Source organism: Pseudomonas pisciculturae, assembly GCF_015461805.1.
Classification (GTDB): Bacteria; Pseudomonadota; Gammaproteobacteria; order Pseudomonadales; family Pseudomonadaceae; genus Aquipseudomonas; species Aquipseudomonas pisciculturae.
The window spans coordinates 301,987-324,124 of record NZ_JACVZE010000008.1; the positions used below are offsets into that span (position 1 = coordinate 301,987).

Below are 22,138 nucleotides of genomic sequence, written 5' to 3' on the forward strand. Positions count from 1 at the left end.
GATACCAAACCCTTACGACATGATCAGGCCGCCGTCGATATTGATCGCTTGGCCGGTGAGGTAGGCCGCATCGTTCGACGCCAAAAACGCCACCAAACCCGCGACATCCGAGGGTTTTCCGGCACGGCGCAGAGGGATGTTCTTGACCCATTCGGCCATCAATTCACCCTTGCCATAGCGTTTTTCGTCGGTGCTGAGGATCTCGCCCCAGACGCGGTCGTTGTAGTCCCACATCTCGCTCTCGATGATGCCGGGGCAAAATGCGTTGACCGTGATGTTATGCCGCGCCAGTTCCAGCGCCAGGCTTTGGGTGATGCCGATCACGCCCATCTTGCTCGCGGCATAGTGCGGCGTGTAGATAAAACCCTGGCGGCCCTGGCCGGACGAGGTATTGATCAGTCGCCCGCTGCCTTGCTTGACCATGTACTTGGCCGCTTCCCGGCAACCGAGCCACACGCCGGTGGTGTTCACCTGCAGTACCTTGTCGAAGTCGGCGCGGGGCATTTTGTCGTAATGGTCGATGGTGATGATGCCGGCGTTCTGCACCGACACGTCGATGCTGCCGAAGCGTGCGTGTCCTTCACGGTAGAGCTTTTCGATGTCGTCTTCGTTGGTAACGTCGATGCCCAGGGCGAGGGTGTCGACGCTGTATTCCTGGGCGAGTTGGTCGGCGGTGAAGGTCACGCGCTCCAGGTCGTTGGAGGCCAGTACCAGGTTGGCGCCTTCTTGGGCGAAGCGCTCGGCAATGCCGGCGCCGATGCCACGGCAGGCGCCGGTGATAACGATGGTTTTACCGCTGAAACGTTGCGACATGAGAGTGGGCTCCAAGGCTTACCAGCAAACGAAACCGCCATCGACCAACAGGTCGACACCGGTGCAGAACGACGATGCCTGGCTCACCAGGAAGATCGCCGGGCCAACCATTTCTTCCACGCTGGCCATGCGGCCCATGGGCGTGGTCTGTTCAAAGATCTTCACCTGGTCGGCGACTTCCGGGCGTGAGTTCATCGGCGTGGCGGTGTAGCCAGGGCTGATGCAGTTGACCCGCAGGCCCTTGTCGGCCCACTCCATCGCCAGGCTTTTGCTCAGGTGGATCACCCCGGCCTTGGAGGTGTTGTAGTGGGCTTGCAGCAGGCCACGGTTGACGATGCTGCCCGACATGGAGGCGATATTGACGATGGCGCCTTTGCCACGGGGCAGCATCACCGCGGCCTGGGCCTGGCAGCTGAGGAAGATGCCGGTGAGGTTGATGTCCAGGGTGGTTTGCCAGCGTTGCAGCTCCAGGTCTTCGGCGGCCTGGGCATTGGCGATGCCGGCGCAGTTGACGGCCACGCTGAGTTCGCCGAGTTCTTGTTCGGTGCGCGCTACGGCTGCATCCAAGGCGGCGCGTTCAGTAACCGTGCCACTGAGGGCGAGGGCGCGACGGCCGAGGGCCTGGATGCGTTCGACGGTGCTGCTGATGCCTGGGCTGCCGGGCAGGTCGAAGCACGCCACATCGGCACCCGCTTCGGCCAGGCCCACTGCAATCGCTTGACCGATGCCGCTGCCGGCGCCGGTCACAAAGGCTACCTGACCCTGAAGACTAAAAAGCTGCATGAATAACTCCAATTTTGAATTCACTGTAGATCCCCTGTGGGAGGGGCGGTGCGACGATTCGACTTGCTCCCGATAGCGGTGAGCCAGGCACAGATTTTTTCAACTGACCCACCGCTATCGGGAGCAAGCCCCCTCCCACATTTGATCTCCATTGTTAGTAGGGGCCGGGTTATGCAGTGGCCATTTCCATCACCGATACCGGCGTAGCCTCACCCCGCTCCAGAATCCCCATCTGCCGCCCCCGGCTCATGACCATCACGCGGTGCGACAACCCCAACACTTCATCCAGGTCCGAACTCACGACAATCACCGCCATGCCCTTGGCCGCGAGATCCGCGATCACTTCATAGATCGCCGCCCGTGCCCCCACATCGATGCCCCGTGTCGGCTCATCGAGAATGAACACCTTGGGGTTGCGCGCCAGCCATTTGGCAATGATCACTTTCTGCTGGTTACCGCCTGACAGGCTGGAGATCCGCGACTGCGGCGCCCCTTTCACACCCAAACGCGCCACCGCCGTGCGGGCGAATTCGTGCAGGGCGGCAGGCAGCACCCAGCCGCGTTTTTCCAGCAGGTCGGTGTTGCCGTAGATCAGGTTGTCTTCGATGCGATGCTCCACCACCACGCCTTGCTGCTTGCGGTCTTCGGGCACCAGCACCACACCGGCCTGGATCGCTTCGAAGGGTGAGCGCAACTGGCGCACTTCGCCGTCCAGCAGCATGTGCCCCTGGATGTCCTGGGCCGCACCGGCGATGGTACGTACCAGCTCGGTGCGCCCGGCGCCAACTACACCGGCAATGCCGAACACTTCACCAGCGCGCACGCTGAAGTCGATGCCGTGTAGGGCTAGTTCGCGGCAGCGCAAGTCCTTGACCTGCAACATCACCCGCTCCTGGGGCGGCTGCAACGCGGGGAAGATACGCTCCAGGCTGCGCCCGACCATCTGCTCCACCAGCTCGCGTACCGGCACCTGGGCCGTGGCGTGCAGGGCCACCTGTTGGCCGTCGCGCAACACCAACACCCGGTCGGCAATCCGTGCGATTTCTTCCAGGCGATGGCTGATATAGATAAACGACACGCCCTCGGCCTTGAGCCGTTCGACCTGCTTGAACAGCAGCTCAGTCTCTTCACCACCCAGCGCAGCGGTGGGCTCGTCGAGAATCAACAGGCTGGCCTTGAGGGTCAGGGCCTTGGCGATTTCCACCAGTTGCTGGGCCGCCACGCTCAGGCCTTCGACCTTGCGCGAGGCGGGCACCTTGAGCCCCAGGCGTTCCAGTTGGATCTGTGCCTGGGCCTCCATGTACTCGCGGTCCACCTTCCCGTAACGCATGGGCAGGCGGCCGACGAAGATGTTTTCGGCGATCGACAACTGCGGCAGCAGGCGGATTTCCTGGTGGATCAGGCCGATACCCGCGCTCAACGCCGCCCCTGGGGAACCGGGTGCGTAGGGCTGGCCAAGCCAGGTCATGCTGCCCCCGGCTTCGGGTTGTACAAGACCGGCGATGATCGACGACAGGGTGGATTTACCCGCGCCGTTCTCGCCCAGCAGGGCCAGCACTTCGCCGGGGCGAATATCCACGTTCACCTGGGACAATACCTGCACCGGCCCATAGGCCTTGCTGATATTGCGCAGGCACAACACCGCTTCCACGGCGTTATCCAAAGCTGCTGCGTGCATGACGACCTCCAAGGCTTACGGGTGCTGTTGCAGGAACGGCGCGACGTTTTCTTTGGTGGTCAGCACGGTGGGCAGCAGTTGCTCTTTAGGCACGGCTTTACCGGCTTTGAGGTCGATGGCAGAGGCCACTGCCAGGCGGCCCATTTGTTGGGTCTGCTGGGTCATGGTGGCGTTCAGCACGCCGCTTTGCACGGCCTTGAGCCCGGCGACGTCACCGTCAAAACCAACTACCACGACTTTGTGATCGAGGTTGCCGACCTTCACCGCCTGGGCGGCGCCGAGGGCCATGGCATCAGCACGGCCGAAGAAGACTGTGATGTTGGGGTCACGCTGGAGCAAGTCCTGGGCGACGGCAAAGCCTTTGTCCTGAGCCCATTCGGCGGGTTGCTGGGCGACCACTTTCAGGTCCGGGAAGGCTTTGAGGCCCTCTTCGAAGCCTTTGGCACGGTCGTTTTCCGGCGTGGTGCCGAGCTGGCCTTGCAGGATCGCGATGCGGCCTTTGCCTTCGGTGACCTTGCCGACGTATTCGGCCAGGGTCTTGGCGCCGGCCACGCTGTCGCTGGCGATAAAGGTATCGCCCGGCGCGTCGGGGGCGTTGCGGTCTACGGCGATCACCGGGATACCGGCGGCCTTGGCGGCTTTTACCGGCACACCGGCAGCGGTAGCGCCCGCAGGGATGTAGATGAGTACGTCGATCTGGCGGGTGATCAGGTCTTCAATCTGGCTGACCTGGGTGGACGAGTTGCCCTGGGCGTCCACGGTGATCACTTTGATGCCCTTGGCCTTGCCCTCGGCTTCCACCGATTGCTTGATCTGGTTGAAAAAGTCGGCCTGCAGGTTGGCCACGGCCAGGCCGATGGTCAGGTCCTTGGCCCAGGTGGTGCCGGCAGTGGTAAGGGTGGCGGCAGCGAGTGCGGTGGCCAACAGCAGTTTCTTGGGGCTGAACATGTCGGGTGACTCCTGGTTTTATTGTTGGAGGGTGTCAACGGTCGAACAGGTTTAACGGGCAGTACTGGAACGGCGACGCAGGGTGTCGATGGTCACCGCGAGGGCGATGACCACGCCGATCACCACTTGTTGGATAAAGGGCGAGACGCCCAGCAGGTTCAGGCCATTGCGCAACACGCCAATGATCAGCACGCCCACCAGGGTGCCGCCGATACTGCCGACGCCACCGTTGAGGCTCGCGCCGCCGATCACCACGGCGGCGATGGCGTCCAGCTCCAGGCTCAGGCCGGCACTGGGTTGGGAAGAGTCCAGGCGTGCGGCCAGGGTGACCGCAGCGATCCCGGCGAGGGCGCCGCTGATGGCGTAGACCCACAGCGTGATCGCCCGCACCTTGATGCCCGACAAGCGCGCCACTTCCGGGCTGCCGCCCATGGCATAGAGGTTACGGCCACCGGCACGAAAGCGCAGGAACACCCAGGCCACCAGCAGCATCACCAAAAACAGCCCGACGGTGGCCGAGAGGAAGCCGAAGTGACGCACCGTGGCCAGGCTGGTGAACCAGTCCGGGTAGCCGACGATCTGCCGGCCTTCGGTGAGGATATTCGCCAGGCCACGGGCCACCGACATCATGGTCAGCGTGGCAATGAACGGCGGCAACTTGGCGTAGGTGATCAGCGCGCCGGACACCAGCCCGGCGAGCATGCCGGTGGCAATCGAGATCGGAATCGCAAAGCCCAGCGGCACCGCCTGATCCTGGTAGAGCCAGCCGAGCATCATCATCGAGAACGCCAGCACCGAGCCCACAGAGAGGTCGATACCGCCGATGACGATCACCGCTGTCATGCCAATGGCGAGGATGCCCAGCACCGTGACCTGATCAAGGATGTTCAGGCCATTGCGCAATGAGAAGAAGAATTCGGAACTGAAGGAGAAAACCAGCACCAGCAGCACGAGGCCGATCAGCGGGCCGCCGATGTTGCTGGGGAGCAGTTTCACCAGCCGTGGGCGGTGGGGCGGCTTGAGTTCGGCCGGGTGCTGGACAATAGCTTTGGCGTCCACAGTGTTCTCCTGATTTATTTTTTTTGGAGTGCTTTCAGGTCGCTTGAATATTTATGCGTGCCTGACTGTTAATTCAGATTCCAGTGACACCGTGGCAAAGTCAAGCGCTTAATTTTTCAGGTATGCCTCTAGACCGGTGCTTTCATACCACGCGAAGCCACGGGATAGAGTGCTCGGTGTAGGATTTTGGCCGTTTGTCCGAGGGATATTTTTCATTTTTAACGTGTTCTGTCTCTTGACGTGTTGATCGTTCGGCGCCTAAATAGAAATATATTGTCACTGCTGAATAAATATTCAAAACAGCTTTGGACACTTTCACCCCGCGTGGTCAGCCTCAAAGGAGCCGCTGCATGAATGCCTTCCAGTACGACGCCCACCAGATCAAAGAACAGGCCCGGCTTATACGGCGCCATGTCATTCGCCTGAATGCCGACTCACCGGCGGGCGGCCATACCGGGGCGGATTTGTCTGAAACCGACATCCTCGCCACCCTGTATTTCCGCATCCTCAATGCAGGCCCGGAACGCACCCAAGACCCTGAGCGCGATATCTACATCCAGAGCAAGGGCCATGGTGTGGGCGGGTTGTACTGCTGCCTGGCACAGGCGGGCTACATTCCGGTGGACTGGTTGCCGACCTACCAACACTTCAATTCCCACTTGCCCGGCCACCCGGTGCGCCAGAAAACCCCCGGCATCGAACTCAACACCGGCGCCCTCGGCCACGGTTTGCCAGTGGCGGTAGGGCTGGCGCTGGCGGCAAAAATGTCCGGCAGCAAAAAGCGCATCTATGTACTGACCGGCGACGGCGAGCTGGCCGAGGGCTCCAACTGGGAGGCGGCGATGGCTGCCGCCAAATACGGCCTGGATAACCTCTTTGTGATCGTCGACAAGAACAAGCTGCAACTGGCCGGGCTGACCGCCGAGATCATGCCGCTCGACCCGCTGGACGTGAAATGGGCCGCCTTTGGCTTCATCGTCAGTGAGTGCGACGGCAACGATGTGGGCCAGCTGATTCAAACCCTGGAAGGCATGCAGGCAAAAAAGGGCGCGCCGCAAGTGCTGATCGCCCACACCGTCAAAGGCAAGGGCGTGTCGTTTATCGAAGCCCGCCCCGAGTGGCACCACCGCGTGCCCAAGGGTGATGAAATCAACGCAGCACTGGAGGAGTTGAGTCATGGCGAGTGAACATTTGGCGAGCGTGATGGTGGAAGGCTTTATCGCTGCCGTCGATGCTGGGCTCGACGTGGTGCCGGTGGTCAGCGACTCTACCTCCACGGCCAAGATCGGCCCGTTTGCCCAGCGCTTTCCCGAGCGGTTGATCAACGTGGGGATCGCCGAGCAGTCCCTGGTCAGCGTGGCGGCCGGGTTGGCGCTGGGCGGCAAGATCGCCGTGACCTGCAATGCCGCGCCGTTTTTGATTTCGCGGGCCAATGAGCAGATCAAGGTGGACGTCTGCTACAACCAGGCCAACGTCAAAATGTTCGGCCTCAATGCCGGTGCCAGCTACGGCCCATTGGCCAGCACCCACCATAGCCTCGACGATATTTCGGTGATGCGCGGTTTTGGCAATGTGCAGATTTTTGCCCCGGCCGATGCACTCGAATGTCGGCAGATTGTCCATTACGCACTGCGCCATGAAGGCCCGGTGTACATCCGTCTCGACGGTAAGGCCTTACCCGATGTGCATGGCGCCGACTATCAATTCACTCCCGGCCAGGTGGACATCCTGCGCCAGGGCGCCGATGTGAGCATTGTTGCGCTTGGCTCGGTGGTGCATGAAGCAGTGGATGCAGCGGCGTTGCTGGCAGAGCAGGGAATCCAGGCCCAGGTGATCAACCTGTCGTCGATCCGCCCGTTGCAGCGCGATGTGTTGCGTGATGCGCTGCGAGGCACCCGCGCGGTGATCACCGTGGAAGAGCACAACATCAATGGCGGCGTCGGTAGCCTGGTGGCCGAAGTGCTGGCCGAAGCCGGGCTGGGAATTACGCTGGTACGCCTGGGTATTGGCGATGGCGAATACGCCGCCGCCGGTGCCCGCGAACCGACCCGCGCCTTGCATAACATCGACGCGGCTGGGATCGTGGCGGCTGCCACTCGGTTGCGGTGAATTTGATGACTAACAACACTCCGCTGATCCTGGCGATAGACGAAGGCACCAGCAACGCCAAGGCGGTGCTGGTCAATGAGCTCGGGCAGGTGATTGCCCGGGGTTCGCGGCCGTTGAGCATCAGCCATCCGCAGCCTGGGTTTTCCGAGCAGGACCCGCTACTCATCTGGAAGAGCACCCTGGCGGCGATTGAAGAGTGCCTGGCCCAGGTCGACCGGCCGATCACCGCGCTTGCCATCAGCAACCAGCGTGAATCGGTGGTGGCCTGGGACCGGCGCAGCGGCGAGCCGTTGTCGCCGTGCATTAGTTGGCAGTGCCGCCGCTCGACGGCGTTGTGCAGCCAACTGCATGAGCAGGGGCATGAAGCACTCATCCTGAAAAAGACCGGGCTGGCGCTGGACCCGATGTTTTCCGCCGGTAAGTTTCGCTGGATTCTCGATAACCTCGAAAACGGCCATGCCCGTGCAGCAGCGGGCGAAATCTGCCTGGGCACCGTCGACAGCTGGCTATTGTGGAAGCTCAGTGGCGGCCAGGTGTTTGCCACCGACTACTCCAACGCAGCGCGTACGCAACTGTTCAACCTGCATACCTGCGCGTGGGACGCTGAGTTGCTGGACCTGTTTGCCATTCCTCTTGCCGCGCTGGCACCGATCCAGCCGAGTGCCGGTTTCTTTGCTGAAACCGTCGCGGTCGGTGGGCTGCCTGCCGGTATCCCGGTGATGTCGATGATCGGCGACTCCCACGCTGCGCTCTACGGCCAGGGCGGTTTTGCACCGGGGTTGGTCAAGGCCACCCTTGGCACAGGTTCATCGTTGATGACGCCCATGAGCGGGCCGATTGCTTCTACCCACGGCCTGTCCACCACCTTGGCCTGGCATGACGGTGGCCAACCCACGTTTGGCATGGAAGGCAATATCGTCCACACCGGCGCGGCCGTGCAGTGGGCTGCGCGCCTGGGGGCCGGGGAGTCCCTGGATGCGTTGACCGAACAGGCCGCGCAATTGCCGGACAACGGTGGAGTGTACTTTGTGCCAGCGTTGTCCGGGCTAGGGGCGCCGCACTGGAAAGCCGACGCACGCGGCTTGATCTGCGGGCTCACCGAAGCCACCTCGGGCGCGCATATCCTGCGGGCGTCGCTGGAGTCTATCGGCTATCAGATTCGCGATGTGTTCGAAGCGATGCAGCAAGACATCGGCAGCCCGTTGAAGGAACTGTGGGTAGATGGCGGTGCTACACGCAATCGCTGGTTGATGCAGTTTTTGGCCAACCTGCTGCAACGCCCGGTGGTACGCAGCCTATCGCCGGAGGTATCGGCGCTGGGTGCGGCGCATCTGGCCGGGCGGGCGTTGGGGGTGTGGGCCAGTGATGCTGCGTTGGCCGCGCTGGAGCGTCAGCGTGAACGGTTTGAACCGCAGGATGACCCGGCGATGCCAGGGCGTTACACAGAGTGGAAAAAAGCCCTGACTCGTACACTGCTCTAATGTCATGTGCAGATCAAACTGTGGGAGGGGGCTTGCCCCCGATGAGGGAGTGTCAGTCGGCAAATTTGTTGCTGACACACTGCAATCGGGAGCAAGCTCCCTCCCACATTTAGTCCTCAGCGGGCTTTAGGGCCTCCAGGTTTGTACATCCTTGGCATCCACAGCCTTGGGCAACAACCCGGCCTTGAAGAACGCATCCGCGATTTTCTGTTGCTCACCCAACTGATCAACCGTCACCGGCTGCACCTGGTAACTGCGGTGCGCATTGGCTGCTTCCACCGTGGCCACATCCAAATTCCCCCACAGCGGCCCTAGCACTTTTGCCGCATCTTGCGGGTGGGACTTTACCCACTGGCCAGCCTTGTCCAACTGCTCATACACCACCTTCAACACCTCAGGATGCGCCTTGGCGTACGGCGTGCCGGTCAGGTAATAACGCTTGTAGCTGGCCAGGCCCGCGCCATCGGCCAAGGTGCGGGTGGGCAGTTGGCGCTGCACGCTGGTGAGGAAGGGTTCCCAGGTAACCCAGGCGTCCACCTTGTTGTTTTCAAACGCGGCGCGGCCATCGGCGGGGGACAGGTAGGCGGGTTCGATATCAGAGAATTGCAGGCCCGCCTTGGCCAGTGCCGCGATCAACAGATAGTGCGTGCCGGCCGCCTTGGTCACGGCGATTTTCTTGCCCTTCAAGTCACCCAACTGCTGGATCGGTGAGTCCTTGCGCACCACGATGGCCTGGGCTGAAGGCGAAGGCGCTTCCTGGGCGAAGTAGGTGAGTTTGGCCTGGGCGGCCTGGGCGAAGATCGGCACGGTGTCGGCGACGTCGGCGCTGATGTCCACGTTGCCCACGTTCAGTGCTTCCAGTAGTGGCAGGCCGCTGGGGAACTCGTGCCAGCTCACGTCGATATTGTCGGCCTTGAGGGCTTTTTCCAGGGTGCCCTGGGTTTTGAGCAGGGTGATCAGGGTAGAGGACTTTTGGTAACCAATGCGCACGGTTTCCTGGGCTCCGGCGCTCACGGCGACAGAAAAGGCCAGCAACCCGAGTACCGCGGCGAGGGGACGACGTATGGACATGGCGAACTCGATCTTCAACGAAATAAGTCTGAGCTTAAAGTTCTAAAAACCATTCGTTAAATACTCTTTCGATCTTAGCTTAGGATGCTTTTTTCGCGTTTCGACGATTCAGGCATAACCATAGAGTTATATGTTTCTTTCATAATGATTACTCATTTATATAATCGAATTGATTTTATAAGCGAGTATTTGTGCATGGATGATTTCGACCGTCTCACCCGCCGCCGCCTGCTGGGCATTGCTGGCATCACTGTGGCCAGCCTGTCGCTGCCACGCTTTGGCTTCGCCGCCGATGCACATGCTGGTCACAACACGGCGCAGGAGCCCGCCGGCACCGGCGACTTCATCCGCCTCGATGCGCCACGCAAGTTGAAGCTGGCGGTTAACCTCAACGCCGTGTGCCTGGCCCCGGTGGTCATCGCCCATGGCCAAGGCTTCTTCACCAAACACAACCTGGATGTGGAGTTGGTCAACTTCGGCAACTCCACCGAAGTGCTGCTCGAGGCCATTGCCACCGGTAAAGCCGATGCCGGCGTGGGCATGGCGCTGCGCTGGCTCAAGGCGCTGGAGCAGGGCTTTGACGTGAAACTCACTGCCGGTACCCATGGCGGTTGCCTGCGTTTGCTCAGTGCGGTCAACGGTGGAGTGACCAAACTCGAAGACTTGAAAGGCAAGGCCATCGGCGTGACCGACATGGCCAGCCCCGACCGCAACTTTTTCTCGATCCTGCTGAAAAAGCACGGCGTCGACCCGGTGCGCGATGTGGAATGGCGCCTGTACCCGGCCGACCTGCTGGGCACTGCGCTGGAGCGCGGCGAAGTGCAAGCAGTGAGTGGCAGTGACCCGTTCATGTACCGCCTGATCAAGTCTGGTGTGGCGCGGGAGCTGTCTACCAACCTGGTGGAAGAATACGCCAACCTCAGTTGCTGCGTGGTCGGTGTCACCGGCAAGTTGGTGCGCGAAGACAAGCGCGTGGTGGCGGCGCTGACCCAGGCGATCCTCGAAGCCCACGACTATTCCGTGCAACATCCGGAGGAAGTCGCCAAAGGCTTCCAGGCCCATGCGCTGAATACCTCGGTGGAAGAGGTGCAAGCAATTCTGCATGACCACACCCACGGCCATCACGCGGTGGGTGCCGCACTCACTCAGGAAATCACCACCTACGTCACCGACCTGAAAACCGTCGAGGTGATCAGCAAGGGCACCGACCCGGTGGAGTTTGCCAAGGAGATCACCGCCGATGTCTTCAGCTGACGCCACTACCCTTAATCCGCCCCTGACCCTGAAAATTTGGGGGCAGGGCGTTGCAGTGGTGACGGCTTGGCTGGCCGTCGCACTGTTGATCAGCTACTGGCCTAACGCGGTCCGCAATTGGCCGATGACCCAGGGGCTGGCCAACGTCTGCGTCGGCGTGGCGGGATTATTCGTTGTGTTGAGTGTGCTGGGGCGAAGGGTGTCGAGGCTGGGCACGCGCCTGCGCACGGCCGGCTCCTGGCTGATTGCCTTGCCGGCATTGCTGGCTATCTGGGAATTGCTCACCGCCAAGCTTGCGCTGTTGCCGGTGCCGTTTTTTGCGCCGCCCCAGGCATTGCTTGCGGTGTATGTCGAAGACTACGCACGCCTGGCCGACAGCCTGCTGCATTCGGCACTGCTGCTGGGCTCGGGCGTTGCGCTGGGGGCGATCACCGGTTTTATCGCCGGTGTGGCCATCGGCTGGTCTACACGCATTGGCTACTGGCTGCACCCGGTGCTGCGCATCCTTGGGCCCGTGCCGTCTACGGCGTTGCTGCCGCTGTGTTTTTTCCTGTTTCCCAGCAGTTGGAGCGCCAGTGTGTTCCTGATCGCATTGGCCACCTGGTTTCCGGTCACGGTGCTGACCTGGTCGGGTGTGGCCAGCGTGGATAAGGCCTACTACGACGTGGCGCGCACCTTGGGCGCCAAGCAAGGGTTCTTGATTTTCAAAGTGGCGATTCCAGCCGCCTTGCCCCATGTGTTCGTCGGTCTGTTCATGGGCCTGGGCGCGTCATTCTCCACCTTGGTGGTGGCGGAAATGATGGGGGTCAAATCCGGCATCGGCTGGTACTTGCAATGGGCCCAAGGGTGGGCCGCCTACGCAAATATGTACGCCGCATTGTTGATCATGGCACTGGCCTGCTCGGGGTTGATCACCGGGTTGTTCCTGGTGCGTGACCGGTTGCTGGCCTGGCAAAAAGGAGCAATGAAATGGTAGCCCTGGCACACGCGGTATCGGCGCCTGCGGGTTTGGCGCTGCGCATTGAAAACCTCAGTCATGGCTTTGCCTTGGACGGTGAGCACCTGCCGGTGTTGCAGCAGGTTTCGCTGGACGTTGCACCGGGGGAGTTCGTGGCATTGCTGGGGCCTTCGGGGTGTGGCAAATCCACCTTGCTGCGCTTGGTGGCGGGCCTGGAACCGGCGGATTCCGGACGCTTGCTGGCCGATGGCGCGGCCATCACCGGGCCGGACCCTAGCCGTGTGGTGGTGTTTCAAGACCCCACGCTGTACCCGTGGCGCCGTGTGTGGGACAACGTTGCCGTGGGCCTGGAAGCCCAAGGGTTGCTCAAGACGCAGTCGGCGAAGGTCGATGAGGCGCTGGAAAAAGTTGGTCTCAGTCAGTTTGCCCGTGCCTACCCTCGGCAGCTCTCTGGCGGCATGGCCCAGCGGGTGGCGTTGGCGCGCGCGCTGGTCAATCAACCGCGTTTGCTGATTTTGGATGAGCCCTTGGGCAAGCTCGATTCGCTGACGCGTATCACCATGCAAAAGGAGTTGATCGACCTGTGGCAGCGCCAAGGGTATACGGCGTTGTTGGTGACCCATGATGTGGAGGAGGCGTTGTTGTTGGCCAATCGGGTGATTGTATTCAGTGACCGCCCGGCGCGGATTCAGGCGCAGTTGACGATTGAACGACCGTATCCGCGGCATCGGGATGATCCTTATCTGGTGGATTTGCGGCGGCAGATATTGGGGTTGTTGGGGTTGGGGGAGAGTTGGTAGCCAATCCTCAGGTGTACACCGCCCCAAGGTGGGAGCTGGCTTGCTCGCGAAGGCAGCCTTTCATTCGGCTGAGTTTTATTGGATGTACACCGCTCAAATGTGGGAGCTGGCTTGCCTGCGATGGCTGTGTGTCAGGCGCTAGAGAGGGTTGGGTCGGAGTGCATATCCGTTATTTGGGTGAAGGCTGATATGGGTTCCGCTCTTACAGCGGCTCACTTTTGAAGAGCGCAAAAGTAAGCAAAACGCTTCGCCCCACCACTCGGTGTCTCGCCTAGGCTCGACATGCCCTCTCTCCGGCTTGAATCCGTGGGCCGCCGTCATGGGCCATCCTTGGCCCAGGACGGCTAACCCGGCGTCCTGCCGGGTTGCCCACGGATTCAAGCCTGCGTTCGGCCAGCGTGGTTTAACGGGGCGCCTAAGATCAAGATCAAAAGCCAAATCAAAAGCCAGAGCCAGAGCAGGGGCGTCTGGGGGAGGGCTGCGTTGGCGGACTACCGGGCGGCTTAACGCGAGATGCAGCGAGACCTATGAATTTCAAACGAAAAAAAACCGGCTGATCAGGCCGGTTTGGGGTTCCCGCAAACAGTGCGGCGTTAAGCGTGGTTGTCCAGCAGACGATCCGAACCGCCCTCAGCGACACGGTTGCCTTGCAGGCGTTCAGCACCGCCTTCAGCCACACGTCGTTCCAGCAGGCGATCCGAACCACCTTCGGCTACGCGGTTACCTTGCAGGCGTTCGGCACCGCCTTCTGCTACACGTCGTTCCAGCAGGCGATCCGAACCACCTTCGGCGACACGGTTGCCTTGCAGGCGTTCGGCACCGCCTTCAGCTACACGACGTTCCAGCAGACGATCCGAACCACCTTCGGCTACGCGGTTGCCTTGCAGGCGGTCAGCACCACCTTCGGCGACACGATTTTCGATCAGGCGATCCGAGCCGCCTTCAGCGACAACCGGGTGGGCAAAAGCGTTTGCAGCAAGTACCGAGAAAGCGAGGCTAAGCAAGATTTGGCGTTTCATGAGTGTGTGCTCCAAGTGTTTTAGTTGGGTGTCGCTGGGTATGGGTTTGATGTTACGCGTTGCATTTTTTAAGAGAACTTCATTGCGCTGATGGTGACTATCGATGCCAGCGATAGCCCGTTGTTGCGGGCTATCGCGGGGCCGGTCATGGCATCTGCGGCAGTTCGTTGGGGCGCAGGTCAAACACCAGTACCTCGGCGTCTTCGCCGTGGCTCAGGCGAACCTGGCGCTCATCGCGTACTCGGGCACCGTCGCCTTCCTGCAAGCGCTGACCGTTGACTTCAACGCTGCCCCGGGCCACATGGATGTACACGTGGCGGTCCGGTGCCAGGTCGAGGGTGGCGGCTTCGTCGCCGTTAAACAGGCCGGCGTATACCCGTGCATCCTGGCGCACGCTCAGCGAGCCGTCGGCGCCGTCCGGTGAGATGATCAACTGCAAGCGCCCACGTTTCTGCGCCTCGGTGAAATGCTCCTGCTGGTAGCGCGGTTCGGCGCCGGCCACGGCGGGCACGATCCAGATTTGCAGGAAGTGCACGCCACGGGTCTGGCTGTGGTTGAACTCGCTGTGGGCCACGCCGCTGCCGGCACTCATCAGTTGCACGTCGCCAGGGCGGATCACCGAGCCGGTGCCCAGGGTGTCCTTGTGTTCCAGGGCGCCTTCGAGCACATAAGAGAAGATCTCCATGTCGCGGTGCGGGTGCTGGCCGAAGCCTTTGCCAGCGATGACGCGGTCATCGTTGATCACTAGCAGGTCAGAAAAGCCTTGCTCTTGCGGGTTCCAGTAGTTGGCGAACGAGAAGGTGTGGAACGACTTCAACCAACCGTGATTGGCGGCGCCGCGTTCGGAAGCTTTGCGAAGGGTCAGCATGGTCTTGTCCTCAAGTGGTAGCGGGCTGCGGTATGCAGGGCTACTGCGTTGAGAAGAAGGTTAATGGTTACTGAGATATTCATTAAGAAGATGAAAACTGAATAACTGTCCCTCACAGATTGACAGTTAAAGTCATGCCATAATGCGCGACTCTCACCTCGCAACTCTTTACTCGATGGACGCTCATCCTATGAAAACCGTGGCCATGGCGCTGTTCCCGGACTTCCTCCTGCTCGACATGGCCGGGCCGCTCGAAGTGTTTTCCATTGCCAACCGCTACCTGCCGGCGGATGCGCATTACCAGATCCTCACGATTGGCACCGAGCCCGGGCCGTTGCGTGCGTCCAATGGGGTTGAGGTGAACACTGACCTGTTGCTGGATCAGGCGCAGGATGCCTATGACTTGCTCCTGGTGCCCGGCGGCCCTGGCGCCTATAACGAATGCCACCCCGCGCTGCTGCCCTGGCTCAAGGCGGCTGCACCACGGGCGCGGCGGGTGGGTTCGATCTGCACCGGGGCCTTCGTGCTGGGCTACGCCGGGCTGCTGGACGCGCATCGCGTGACCACCCACTGGCACTACACCGAGCGGCTGATCAAGGCGTTTCCCAAGGCCATCGTCGAGACTGATCGCATCTACCTGCAGGATGGGCGCTTGATCACCTCCGGCGGGGTCACCGCCGGGATCGACCTGGCACTGTCGGTCGTTGCCCAGGACCACGGCAAGCAAGTCGCCGTCGATGTGGCCAAGGTGCTGCTGGTGGTCATGAAGCGCCAGGGTGGCCAGGCCCAGTTCAGCCCGATGACCGCCGCGGTGGCGCCCCAGGAAACCACCATCACCCGCGTGCAGAACCATGTGTTGGCGCATCTCGATCAACCGCTCACGATTGAGTCCATGGCCGAATTGGCCGGCATGAGCGCACGCCACTTTGCGCGGGTGTTCGCCAAGGACGTGCAGATGACCCCCATGGCCTTCCTGCAAGGTGCGCGCATCGACCGTGCCCGCCAGTTGTTGGAAACCACTGACCTGCCGCTCAAGACCGTGGCTTTCCACGCAGGCTTTGGCAGCGTGCGTTATATGCGCTTTCTGTTCAGCGAAAAGCTTGGCCTGAACCCCACCCAATACCGACAACAGTTCAGTTAACGACACAATGTCCGTCTCGCGCACCCGATTGTCCGTGTCGCTCCCCGTGCCAGCATTGCCCTGTCATGCCTAGCTGGCAAGATAGCTGCAAGCCCATGGAAAAGGATGCGCAAATGCCCTGGGCCGGGTGTTTGCGCGCGATAACAGACATGAACAACCCCCAGGCGATTGACGTTGACGGCACGGTACGCTTCGGTGCGTATGCCTTTCACCGGCAACAGCGGCTGGTCAGCAAAGCAGGCTGGCCGGTGCCTTTGGGCGGGCGTGCGCTGGATATCCTCGCTGTGCTGCTTGAAGCGCCGGGGCAGTTCATCAGCAAGCTGACGTTGATCGAGCGCGTTTGGCCCAACAGCGTCGTGGAAGAAAACAACCTGCGGGTGCACATCGCCGCACTGCGCCGTGCCCTTGATGGCCAGCGTTTTATCCTCAACGACCCCCTGCGCGGCTATTGCTTTGCCGCCGCCGTACAGGGGGCAATCCAGCACGTCGAGCCTCGGCACAATCTGGCCGTGCGGCTCAGCCCGGTGATCGGTTGCGATGAGCTGCTCGGCGTGCTGGTACGGCGCCTGTCCGGGCAACGCCTGGTGACCCTCACCGGCTGCGCCGGCGTGGGCAAGAGCACACTGGCTCTGGCATTGGCCGAGCGCGTGTTGCCGCGTTATCGCGATGGCGTATGGTGGGTCGACCTGGCCACGGTGCAGGCGCCTTTGGCGATGCTGCGCCACCTGGCCACGGCGTTGCACCTGGAGCCCAGCGGCAGCGCCACTGAACTGTCTCGCCAGTTGGCCTCCCGGCAACTATTACTGGTGCTCGACGGTGCCGATTTGTTGCTCGGCGCGTGCCGGCATTTGCTGCGTGTGCTGCGCGAAAAAGCCCCACACGTCAGCGTATTGATCAGCAGTCGCGAGCCGTTGGAGATTACTGGTGAATGGGTGCAGCGAGTGCCTCGCCTGGCGGTGCCCGCGCCGTCGGCGTTGGGCTGCGTGGCACACGCGATGACTTATCCGGCCGTGCAATTGTTCGTCGCGCGGGTGAGCGCCAGCCAGCAGGGCTTTGTGCTGCGGCCTCAAGACCTCGCGCCCCTGCGGGACATCTGTCGGCGCCTCGACGGTATCCCGCTGGCCCTGGAGCTTGCTGCGGCGCAAGTCGCCGCCTTGGGCGTGCGCGGCGTGCACCTGCAATTGCGCCAAGGCCTGCTGGTGCTGACCCGCGGCCGGCGTACGGCAGTGGAGCGCCATCAATCCCTGACGGCCGCGCTGGATTGGACCTTTGAGCGCCTGAGCCTGCCCGAGCGTTGGCTGTTCCTGCAACTGAGCCTGTTCAAGATGGCTGTCACCTTGCCCGCGTTGAGCGAGCTGGTGGCCGGTACCGAATTGGAGCACGCTGACCTGTCCTACCTGCTGGCGCGCCTGGTCAACACCTCGCTGCTGCACCTGGAGCCCGGCCCGGGGTTTTCGCGTTATCGCCTGCTCAACTGCGTGCGCAGCTATGCGCTGGCCCAACTGCGTGACCCGGCGCAGGTGGCGCGTTTGCAGCAGGGGTACGGACATTACCTGGGGCCGTTTTCAGGCCGGCCGTTTGTCTTGCAACTCGTCGAGCAGGCTGCGTACGCGGATTAGATCCTGAGTGGCGAAGCCTTCGGTAAATCGCGCATAGACCGAACCCAGCACATCCCGCGCCACCTGCACGCGGCCTTGCTGTTGCCACAGGCGTGCCAATGACGTGGCGCAACGCAGCTCCCAGGCCAGCGCGCCTTGCTGGTTCGCCAGGCCCAGGGCCTCAAGCAGCAACGCCTCGGCCGCTCGCTCATCCGCCAGGCTCTCGGCGCGTACCCGCAGGATCTCCGGGGTGCACCAGCCAGCCGCGCCGCTCCTGGCTCGTTCGAATACAGCGTCTTGCACAGCGATTGCGTTGAACGTCACCAGGGTATCTTCGACCAGGCCCAGCCCCTGTATATCGGCAATCTGCAACGTACCTTCGTAGCAGCGCGCCCAGGTTTGGAACAACTGCGCCGAATGCTTCTGCGCCTGTTGCAACAGCAAGTCCAAGTGGTCGCGCGCGACGGCGGTGTCACCGTTGTAATGGGCAATCACCACCCCGGCCAGCGCCAGGGTGTAGCAAATCGACGTGCCATGATTGATCTGCAATGCCAGCTCAAGGGCTTGGCTCGCCGTGCGCTGGGCGCGCTCGGGAAAACCGCGCAGCCACAGGATGCGCGCCAGGATGGTCAGCGAGGCAACGCTCTGGTCGTACTGCACGCCAAAGCCATGGGTAAATCGATTCAAGTGGCCGCTCTGGGCCATGCGCTGCATCACTTGCTCGGCATTGTGCAGCGCCAGTGCCTGGTTGCCGGCGTAATGCTGTGCCAGCACTCGCAGGCGCTGCGCGCTGAGGGCCAGCAACGGTTCGGCCTGAGGGCCGAGTTGGTCAAAGTGCAGGCTCTGTACCAGGGCCTCGCGGTAATTGCCGCTGCACAGGTTGACCGCCATATGCCCCGACACGGCTCGCAGTTGGCCCGCCAGGTCTTTGCCAGCCTCTGCCAGGCGTCGCGCAGCCGTAAACGCCTCGATGGTCTGAGGCGTACCGCCCTGGGTGTGATACGAAAAACTGCCCAGCGCCAACAGCAACGCCATATGCAAGCGTTGGCTCGGCGCTGTCGATTGTCTCAGTCGCGCCAGGGCCTTGCTCACGTAAAGTCCATGTTCGCGCAGCAGCGACAGTTCCTGCCACAACGGCATCGCGCTCACCGTCAGGCCAATACCCAGCCGGTGCACGCCCTGGTCGCCCAGGCCCCAGTCGAGGGCGGCGCGGATGTCTTCGCGCAACGGTGCGTAGCGCTCGATCCATACCTGGGTTGCGGTGCTCTCCCAGTCGTCCTGCGCCTGGTTCATGAGGGCCAGGCAGCGCTCGGCGTGACGTTCGCGGGTAGCGTCGAACTCGTCGGCGATGCTGAGTTTTTCCAGGGCGTAGGTGCGGGTGATGTCCAGCAGGCGATAGACCATCTCGTCATCACCGGCCTCCACGTTGAGCAAGGATTTGGCCACCAGTTGCGTAATGGAACCCAGTACCTCGGTCGGCGCGATCTGCTCCCCGGCAATCACCGCCGCCGCGCTGGCCAGGCTGAAGCCGCCACGGAACACCGCCAGGCGCCGCAAGCAAATCTGCTCGCACGCCGTCAGCAGTTCGAAGCTCCAGTCCAGCGTGGCGCGCAGGGTTTGATGGCGGGGCAGGGCGTTGCGTCGGCCACGGGTCAGCAGGCGGAAGTTATCCTCCATCTGCACCAGCAGCCCCGGCAGGCCGAAGCGTTCGATTTGCGCGGCTACCAGTTCAATGGCCAGTGGAATGCCGTCGAGGCGCTGGCAGATATCGATCGCCAGCGGCAGTTCGGCTTCGCTGAGCTCAAAGCTGTCCTGATGGGACATGGCCCGTTCGATCAACAGTTGCAGGGCCGGGTAACCCAACGCCTGGGCGCGGTTGCCGGCAGCGGGTGGGCAGGCCAGCGGTTCCAGGCGCTGCACGTACTCGCCCTCGGCGCGCAACGCTTCGCGGCTGGTGGCAAGGATGTGCAGCCTGGGCGCGTGGCGCAGCAGGGTTTCACTGATCAGGGCGATGTCGTCGAGCAGGTGCTCGCAGTTGTCGATCACCAGCAGCAGTTGGCGCTCTTGCAGGTTGCGGGCAAAGACGGCCAGGGGTTCTTGCTCGGTGTAGGTAAGGTCGAGCAGCGCGGCGAGGCTGGGCACGATCATCGACGGTGCGCTCAGTGGTGCCAGGTCCAGCAGGCGAATACCGTCGCGGTAATGACCGATCAGTAACTCCGCGACGCGCAATGCGACGGTGGTCTTGCCGATACCACCGGTACCGGTGAGGGTGATAAAGCGTTGCTCGGGCAGTTGCTGCACCAGGCTGTCGATCAACGCCTGGCGGCCGATCATCCGCGTGCGGCGCAGGGGCAGGTTATGGCACGGACTTGCTGTGGGGCCGTCGCTAGGCAGGCTCATCGGTTCGATGCTCAGTGGCGCAACAAAACTGTAGCCACGCTGGGCCACGGTGACGATATAGCGCTGCCCGGCCTGGCCATCGCCCAAAGCCTTGCGCAGCGCTGCCATGTGCACCCGCAGGTTGCCGTCTTCCACCACGCTTTTGGGCCAGACGCGGGCAATCAATTCTTGCTTGCTCACCACATTGCCGGCCTGTTCCAGCAGGATCAGCAGGATCTCTACCGCCCGCCGCCCCAGGCGTAATGGGCGGCCGGCCTCCAATACCAAGCGCTGGCGCAGGTGGACGCGGTAGGGGCCGAAATGCACGGCCTGATCGCTGTGGTCACTCATGGTTGCCCATGCTCTGGGAAAGGGTCTGGCAAGCATATTCCAGGTGCGCACGCACCACTAGGCCGCAATCACTTGAGGCTTGTGACGCAATTGGTGATTTCGCCAGGTCATCGGGTTAACACCCTCGCTGCGGGTAAACATGTGGCAGAAGTGTGCCTGGTCGCAAAAACCGCACTCCAGGCTGATTTGCGTCAGGCTCAGGGCAGAACTGGTGATCAACTCTTTGGCTCTCTGGATGCGCTGCTGGCGAATCCACTCCTGAGGCGACAGCCCGGTGGTGCACTTGAACGCCCGGGAAAAATGGCTGCGCGACAGCGCACAGGCTTGGGCCAGGTCGGCAATGGCCAGGCTTTCGCCGAGGTTGGCCTGAATCAGTTGCTTGGCGATACGCTCGCGCCGAGGGCATAGGCCGCCGGTAGCGGATAAACGAGGGGCATATTGCTCGAATCGGGCCATGACAATTATCCGCAGTCGATGGGAGCGTTCCCGGTGAATGGATGCAGTGTAGACGCCAGTCATCTTGTTGCCGTACCGCCTGGCTGACGAGTTAATCGTTGTTAATTTCGCCAGGTGCAGGCGTCGAAAAGACAGCACAGGTGTGCAATCCAACCAACGTTTTGCGTGCTTATCTATGAGCTTGCCAACCGTTTGGATACAACCATGAACCGCAACGACCTGCGCCGCGTCGACATGAACCTGTTGGTGATTTTCGAAGCGCTGATGTTCGAGAAGAACCTGACCCGCGTCGCCGAGAAACTCTTTATGGGCCAACCGGCGGTGAGCGCGGCATTGGGACGTTTGCGTGACCTGTTCGACGACCCGTTGCTGCTGCGCAACGGGCGGGGCATGGAGCCCACGCCACGCGCTGTGGCGATACTCAAGGAGCTGCAACCGGCCATGGACATCATCTCGGGCGCCGTCAGTCGCGCCAAGGATTTCGACCCATCAACCAGCTGTGCGGTGTTCCGCATCGGCCTGTCTGACGATGCTGAGTTCGGCTTGTTTCCGCCGTTGCTCAGCCAGCTGCGCGAAGAAGCCCCCGGCATCGTCGTGGTGGTGCGCCGGGCCAACTACCTATTGATGTCGTCGCTGCTGGCCAGCGGTGAAATCACCGTGGGGGTGAGCTACACCACTGAACTGCCGGCCAATGCCAAGCGCAAAAAGCTGCGGGACATTCCATGCAAGGTACTGCGCGGTGACGATGGCGACGCACCGCTGACCCTGGACGACTACTGTGAACGGCCCCATGCGATGGTGTCGTTCTCGGGGGATCTGAGCGGCAACATCGATCTGGACTTGGCCCGCATCGGCCGGGCGAGGAGGGTAGTGCTGGCTGTGCCGCAATTCAGCGGCTTGCGTGCGCTGCTGGCCGGCACGCAGATCATTGCGACCGTGCCGGACTACGCCGCTTGCGCGTTAACCGAAGGCACCACCTTGCGGGCCGAAGACCCGCCCTTTGCGATCGATGCGGCGGAACTGTCGATGGTGTGGAGCGGGGTGCATGACAATGACCCGGCGGAGCGCTGGTTGCGGGGGCGGATTGCTGAGCATATGGCACGGGTCATTTAGCACGCGGCGGCTATAGGAACGACCGGTCTTTTATGTCGATCACACTCCAAATGTGGGAGCGGGCTTGCTCGCGAAGGCGGCGGGTCAGTCACCTGATTTATCGACTGACAAAGCCCCATAGCGATCAATCCCCCTGCCACCATTTTGAACTAAAAATATAAAGTATTTCTACAAAAGCTAAAAAAAACCACAATGATACAATTTGTGGTAAGGCGCGGTGGTAGGTGGGTGAGTGGAGGTGTGAGCGGGGTGGCTCGTC

General features: G+C 61.9%; 19 protein-coding genes. 9 read left to right on the forward strand and 10 right to left on the reverse strand.

Annotated features, from left to right (window positions below):
* Positions 1-12: 12 nt before the first annotated feature.
* From ICY20_RS22260 to ICY20_RS22280, 5 genes are all read right to left on the reverse strand, one after another.
* The gene (locus ICY20_RS22260) at positions 13-813 is read right to left on the reverse strand and encodes an SDR family oxidoreductase (RefSeq protein WP_159962743.1); all 801 of its coding nucleotides are present in this window, start codon (positions 811-813) and stop codon (positions 13-15) included.
* Between the two features lie 18 nt (positions 814-831).
* Positions 832-1,596 (reverse strand): SDR family oxidoreductase, encoded by a 765-nt coding sequence (locus ICY20_RS22265; RefSeq protein ID WP_159962744.1) that lies wholly within the window; start codon positions 1,594-1,596, stop codon positions 832-834.
* 169 nt (positions 1,597-1,765) lie between these two features.
* Positions 1,766-3,274 carry a sugar ABC transporter ATP-binding protein gene (locus ICY20_RS22270; RefSeq protein ID WP_159962745.1) on the reverse strand — a complete coding sequence of 503 codons (1,509 nt, stop codon included), beginning with the start codon at positions 3,272-3,274 and terminating at the stop codon, positions 1,766-1,768.
* Positions 3,275-3,289: 15 nt separating this feature from the next.
* The gene (locus ICY20_RS22275; RefSeq protein WP_105522886.1) at positions 3,290-4,222 is read right to left on the reverse strand and encodes a sugar ABC transporter substrate-binding protein; all 933 of its coding nucleotides are present in this window, start codon (positions 4,220-4,222) and stop codon (positions 3,290-3,292) included.
* Between the two features lie 51 nt (positions 4,223-4,273).
* Positions 4,274-5,281, reverse strand: a complete 1,008-nt coding sequence (locus ICY20_RS22280) for an ABC transporter permease (protein ID WP_122489679.1) — start codon at positions 5,279-5,281, stop codon at positions 4,274-4,276.
* Between the two features lie 350 nt (positions 5,282-5,631).
* Between ICY20_RS22280 and ICY20_RS22285 the strand changes: the two genes are divergently transcribed.
* The 3 genes from ICY20_RS22285 to ICY20_RS22295 are packed head-to-tail and all read left to right on the forward strand — an operon-like array spanning position 5,632 to position 8,871.
* Positions 5,632-6,468 carry a transketolase gene (locus ICY20_RS22285; RefSeq protein ID WP_159962746.1) on the forward strand — a complete coding sequence of 279 codons (837 nt, stop codon included), beginning with the start codon at positions 5,632-5,634 and terminating at the stop codon, positions 6,466-6,468.
* Positions 6,458-7,390 (forward strand): transketolase family protein, encoded by a 933-nt coding sequence (locus ICY20_RS22290; RefSeq protein ID WP_159962747.1) that lies wholly within the window; start codon positions 6,458-6,460, stop codon positions 7,388-7,390. Before ICY20_RS22285 ends, ICY20_RS22290 begins: the two co-directional genes overlap by 11 nt.
* A gap of 5 nt (positions 7,391-7,395) precedes the next feature.
* Positions 7,396-8,871, forward strand: a complete 1,476-nt coding sequence (locus ICY20_RS22295; RefSeq protein WP_159962748.1) for an FGGY family carbohydrate kinase — start codon at positions 7,396-7,398, stop codon at positions 8,869-8,871.
* A gap of 126 nt (positions 8,872-8,997) precedes the next feature.
* Here ICY20_RS22295 and ICY20_RS22300 read toward each other — a convergent pair whose 3' ends face one another.
* Positions 8,998-9,942 (reverse strand): aliphatic sulfonate ABC transporter substrate-binding protein, encoded by a 945-nt coding sequence (locus ICY20_RS22300; RefSeq protein WP_159962749.1) that lies wholly within the window; start codon positions 9,940-9,942, stop codon positions 8,998-9,000.
* 195 nt (positions 9,943-10,137) lie between these two features.
* Between ICY20_RS22300 and ICY20_RS22305 the strand changes: the two genes are divergently transcribed.
* Genes ICY20_RS22305 through ICY20_RS22315 form a run of 3 tightly spaced genes read left to right on the forward strand, consistent with a single transcriptional unit; the run spans position 10,138 to position 12,954 of the window.
* Positions 10,138-11,196 (forward strand): ABC transporter substrate-binding protein, encoded by a 1,059-nt coding sequence (locus tag ICY20_RS22305; RefSeq protein WP_159962750.1) that lies wholly within the window; start codon positions 10,138-10,140, stop codon positions 11,194-11,196.
* Positions 11,183-12,172, forward strand: a complete 990-nt coding sequence (locus ICY20_RS22310) for an ABC transporter permease (RefSeq protein WP_194938621.1) — start codon at positions 11,183-11,185, stop codon at positions 12,170-12,172. Before ICY20_RS22305 ends, ICY20_RS22310 begins: the two co-directional genes overlap by 14 nt.
* Positions 12,166-12,954 (forward strand): ABC transporter ATP-binding protein, encoded by a 789-nt coding sequence (locus ICY20_RS22315; RefSeq protein ID WP_159962752.1) that lies wholly within the window; start codon positions 12,166-12,168, stop codon positions 12,952-12,954. Before ICY20_RS22310 ends, ICY20_RS22315 begins: the two co-directional genes overlap by 7 nt.
* 593 nt (positions 12,955-13,547) lie before the next feature.
* Here ICY20_RS22315 and ICY20_RS22320 read toward each other — a convergent pair.
* Positions 13,548-13,973, reverse strand: a complete 426-nt coding sequence (locus tag ICY20_RS22320; protein WP_159962753.1) for a phage infection protein — start codon at positions 13,971-13,973, stop codon at positions 13,548-13,550.
* A 145-nt stretch (positions 13,974-14,118) separates the two neighbouring features.
* Entirely contained in the window at positions 14,119-14,841 is a 723-nt protein-coding gene (locus ICY20_RS22325) for a pirin family protein (protein ID WP_159962754.1), read from the reverse strand.
* Positions 14,842-15,031: 190 nt separating this feature from the next.
* On the opposite strand from ICY20_RS22325, the gene ICY20_RS22330 reads away from it, so the two are divergent.
* Positions 15,032-15,982: a GlxA family transcriptional regulator gene (locus tag ICY20_RS22330; protein ID WP_159962755.1), complete on the forward strand. Its 951-nt coding sequence runs from the start codon at positions 15,032-15,034 to the stop codon at positions 15,980-15,982.
* Between the two features lie 95 nt (positions 15,983-16,077).
* A complete protein-coding gene (locus tag ICY20_RS22335) occupies positions 16,078-17,601 on the forward strand; it encodes a winged helix-turn-helix domain-containing protein (protein WP_194938632.1) in 1,524 nt (507 codons plus the stop codon).
* On the opposite strand, the gene ICY20_RS22340 is transcribed toward ICY20_RS22335, so the two are convergent.
* Positions 17,548-20,310 carry an ATP-binding protein gene (locus ICY20_RS22340; protein WP_194938622.1) on the reverse strand — a complete coding sequence of 921 codons (2,763 nt, stop codon included), beginning with the start codon at positions 20,308-20,310 and terminating at the stop codon, positions 17,548-17,550. The genes ICY20_RS22335 and ICY20_RS22340 overlap by 54 nt on opposite strands.
* A gap of 57 nt (positions 20,311-20,367) precedes the next feature.
* Positions 20,368-20,766, reverse strand: a complete 399-nt coding sequence (locus tag ICY20_RS22345) for a helix-turn-helix domain-containing protein (RefSeq protein WP_159962758.1) — start codon at positions 20,764-20,766, stop codon at positions 20,368-20,370.
* A 204-nt stretch (positions 20,767-20,970) separates the two neighbouring features.
* Between ICY20_RS22345 and ICY20_RS22350 the strand changes: the two genes are divergently transcribed.
* Positions 20,971-21,879 (forward strand): LysR family transcriptional regulator, encoded by a 909-nt coding sequence (locus tag ICY20_RS22350; protein ID WP_194938623.1) that lies wholly within the window; start codon positions 20,971-20,973, stop codon positions 21,877-21,879.
* Positions 21,880-22,138: the final 259 nt, after the last annotated feature.

What these genes read in the sequence shown, in the direction of transcription:
- ICY20_RS22260 (WP_159962743.1), bottom strand. Translation starts at nt 813, where the DNA reads ATGTCGCAACGTTTCAGCGGTAAAACCATCGTTATCACCGGCGCCTGC.
- ICY20_RS22265 (WP_159962744.1), bottom strand. Translation starts at nt 1,596, where the DNA reads ATGCAGCTTTTTAGTCTTCAGGGTCAGGTAGCCTTTGTGACCGGCGCC.
- ICY20_RS22270 (WP_159962745.1), bottom strand. Translation starts at nt 3,274, where the DNA reads ATGCACGCAGCAGCTTTGGATAACGCCGTGGAAGCGGTGTTGTGCCTG.
- ICY20_RS22275 (WP_105522886.1), bottom strand. Translation starts at nt 4,222, where the DNA reads ATGTTCAGCCCCAAGAAACTGCTGTTGGCCACCGCACTCGCTGCCGCC.
- ICY20_RS22285 (WP_159962746.1), top strand. Translation starts at nt 5,632, where the DNA reads ATGAATGCCTTCCAGTACGACGCCCACCAGATCAAAGAACAGGCCCGG.
- ICY20_RS22290 (WP_159962747.1), top strand. Translation starts at nt 6,458, where the DNA reads ATGGCGAGTGAACATTTGGCGAGCGTGATGGTGGAAGGCTTTATCGCT.
- ICY20_RS22295 (WP_159962748.1), top strand. Translation starts at nt 7,396, where the DNA reads ATGACTAACAACACTCCGCTGATCCTGGCGATAGACGAAGGCACCAGC.
- ICY20_RS22300 (WP_159962749.1), bottom strand. Translation starts at nt 9,942, where the DNA reads ATGTCCATACGTCGTCCCCTCGCCGCGGTACTCGGGTTGCTGGCCTTT.
- ICY20_RS22305 (WP_159962750.1), top strand. Translation starts at nt 10,138, where the DNA reads ATGGATGATTTCGACCGTCTCACCCGCCGCCGCCTGCTGGGCATTGCT.
- ICY20_RS22310 (WP_194938621.1), top strand. Translation starts at nt 11,183, where the DNA reads ATGTCTTCAGCTGACGCCACTACCCTTAATCCGCCCCTGACCCTGAAA.
- ICY20_RS22315 (WP_159962752.1), top strand. Translation starts at nt 12,166, where the DNA reads ATGGTAGCCCTGGCACACGCGGTATCGGCGCCTGCGGGTTTGGCGCTG.
- ICY20_RS22320 (WP_159962753.1), bottom strand. Translation starts at nt 13,973, where the DNA reads ATGAAACGCCAAATCTTGCTTAGCCTCGCTTTCTCGGTACTTGCTGCA.
- ICY20_RS22325 (WP_159962754.1), bottom strand. Translation starts at nt 14,841, where the DNA reads ATGCTGACCCTTCGCAAAGCTTCCGAACGCGGCGCCGCCAATCACGGT.
- ICY20_RS22330 (WP_159962755.1), top strand. Translation starts at nt 15,032, where the DNA reads ATGAAAACCGTGGCCATGGCGCTGTTCCCGGACTTCCTCCTGCTCGAC.
- ICY20_RS22335 (WP_194938632.1), top strand. Translation starts at nt 16,078, where the DNA reads ATGGAAAAGGATGCGCAAATGCCCTGGGCCGGGTGTTTGCGCGCGATA.
- ICY20_RS22340 (WP_194938622.1), bottom strand. Translation starts at nt 20,310, where the DNA reads ATGAGTGACCACAGCGATCAGGCCGTGCATTTCGGCCCCTACCGCGTC.
- ICY20_RS22345 (WP_159962758.1), bottom strand. Translation starts at nt 20,766, where the DNA reads ATGGCCCGATTCGAGCAATATGCCCCTCGTTTATCCGCTACCGGCGGC.
- ICY20_RS22350 (WP_194938623.1), top strand. Translation starts at nt 20,971, where the DNA reads ATGAACCGCAACGACCTGCGCCGCGTCGACATGAACCTGTTGGTGATT.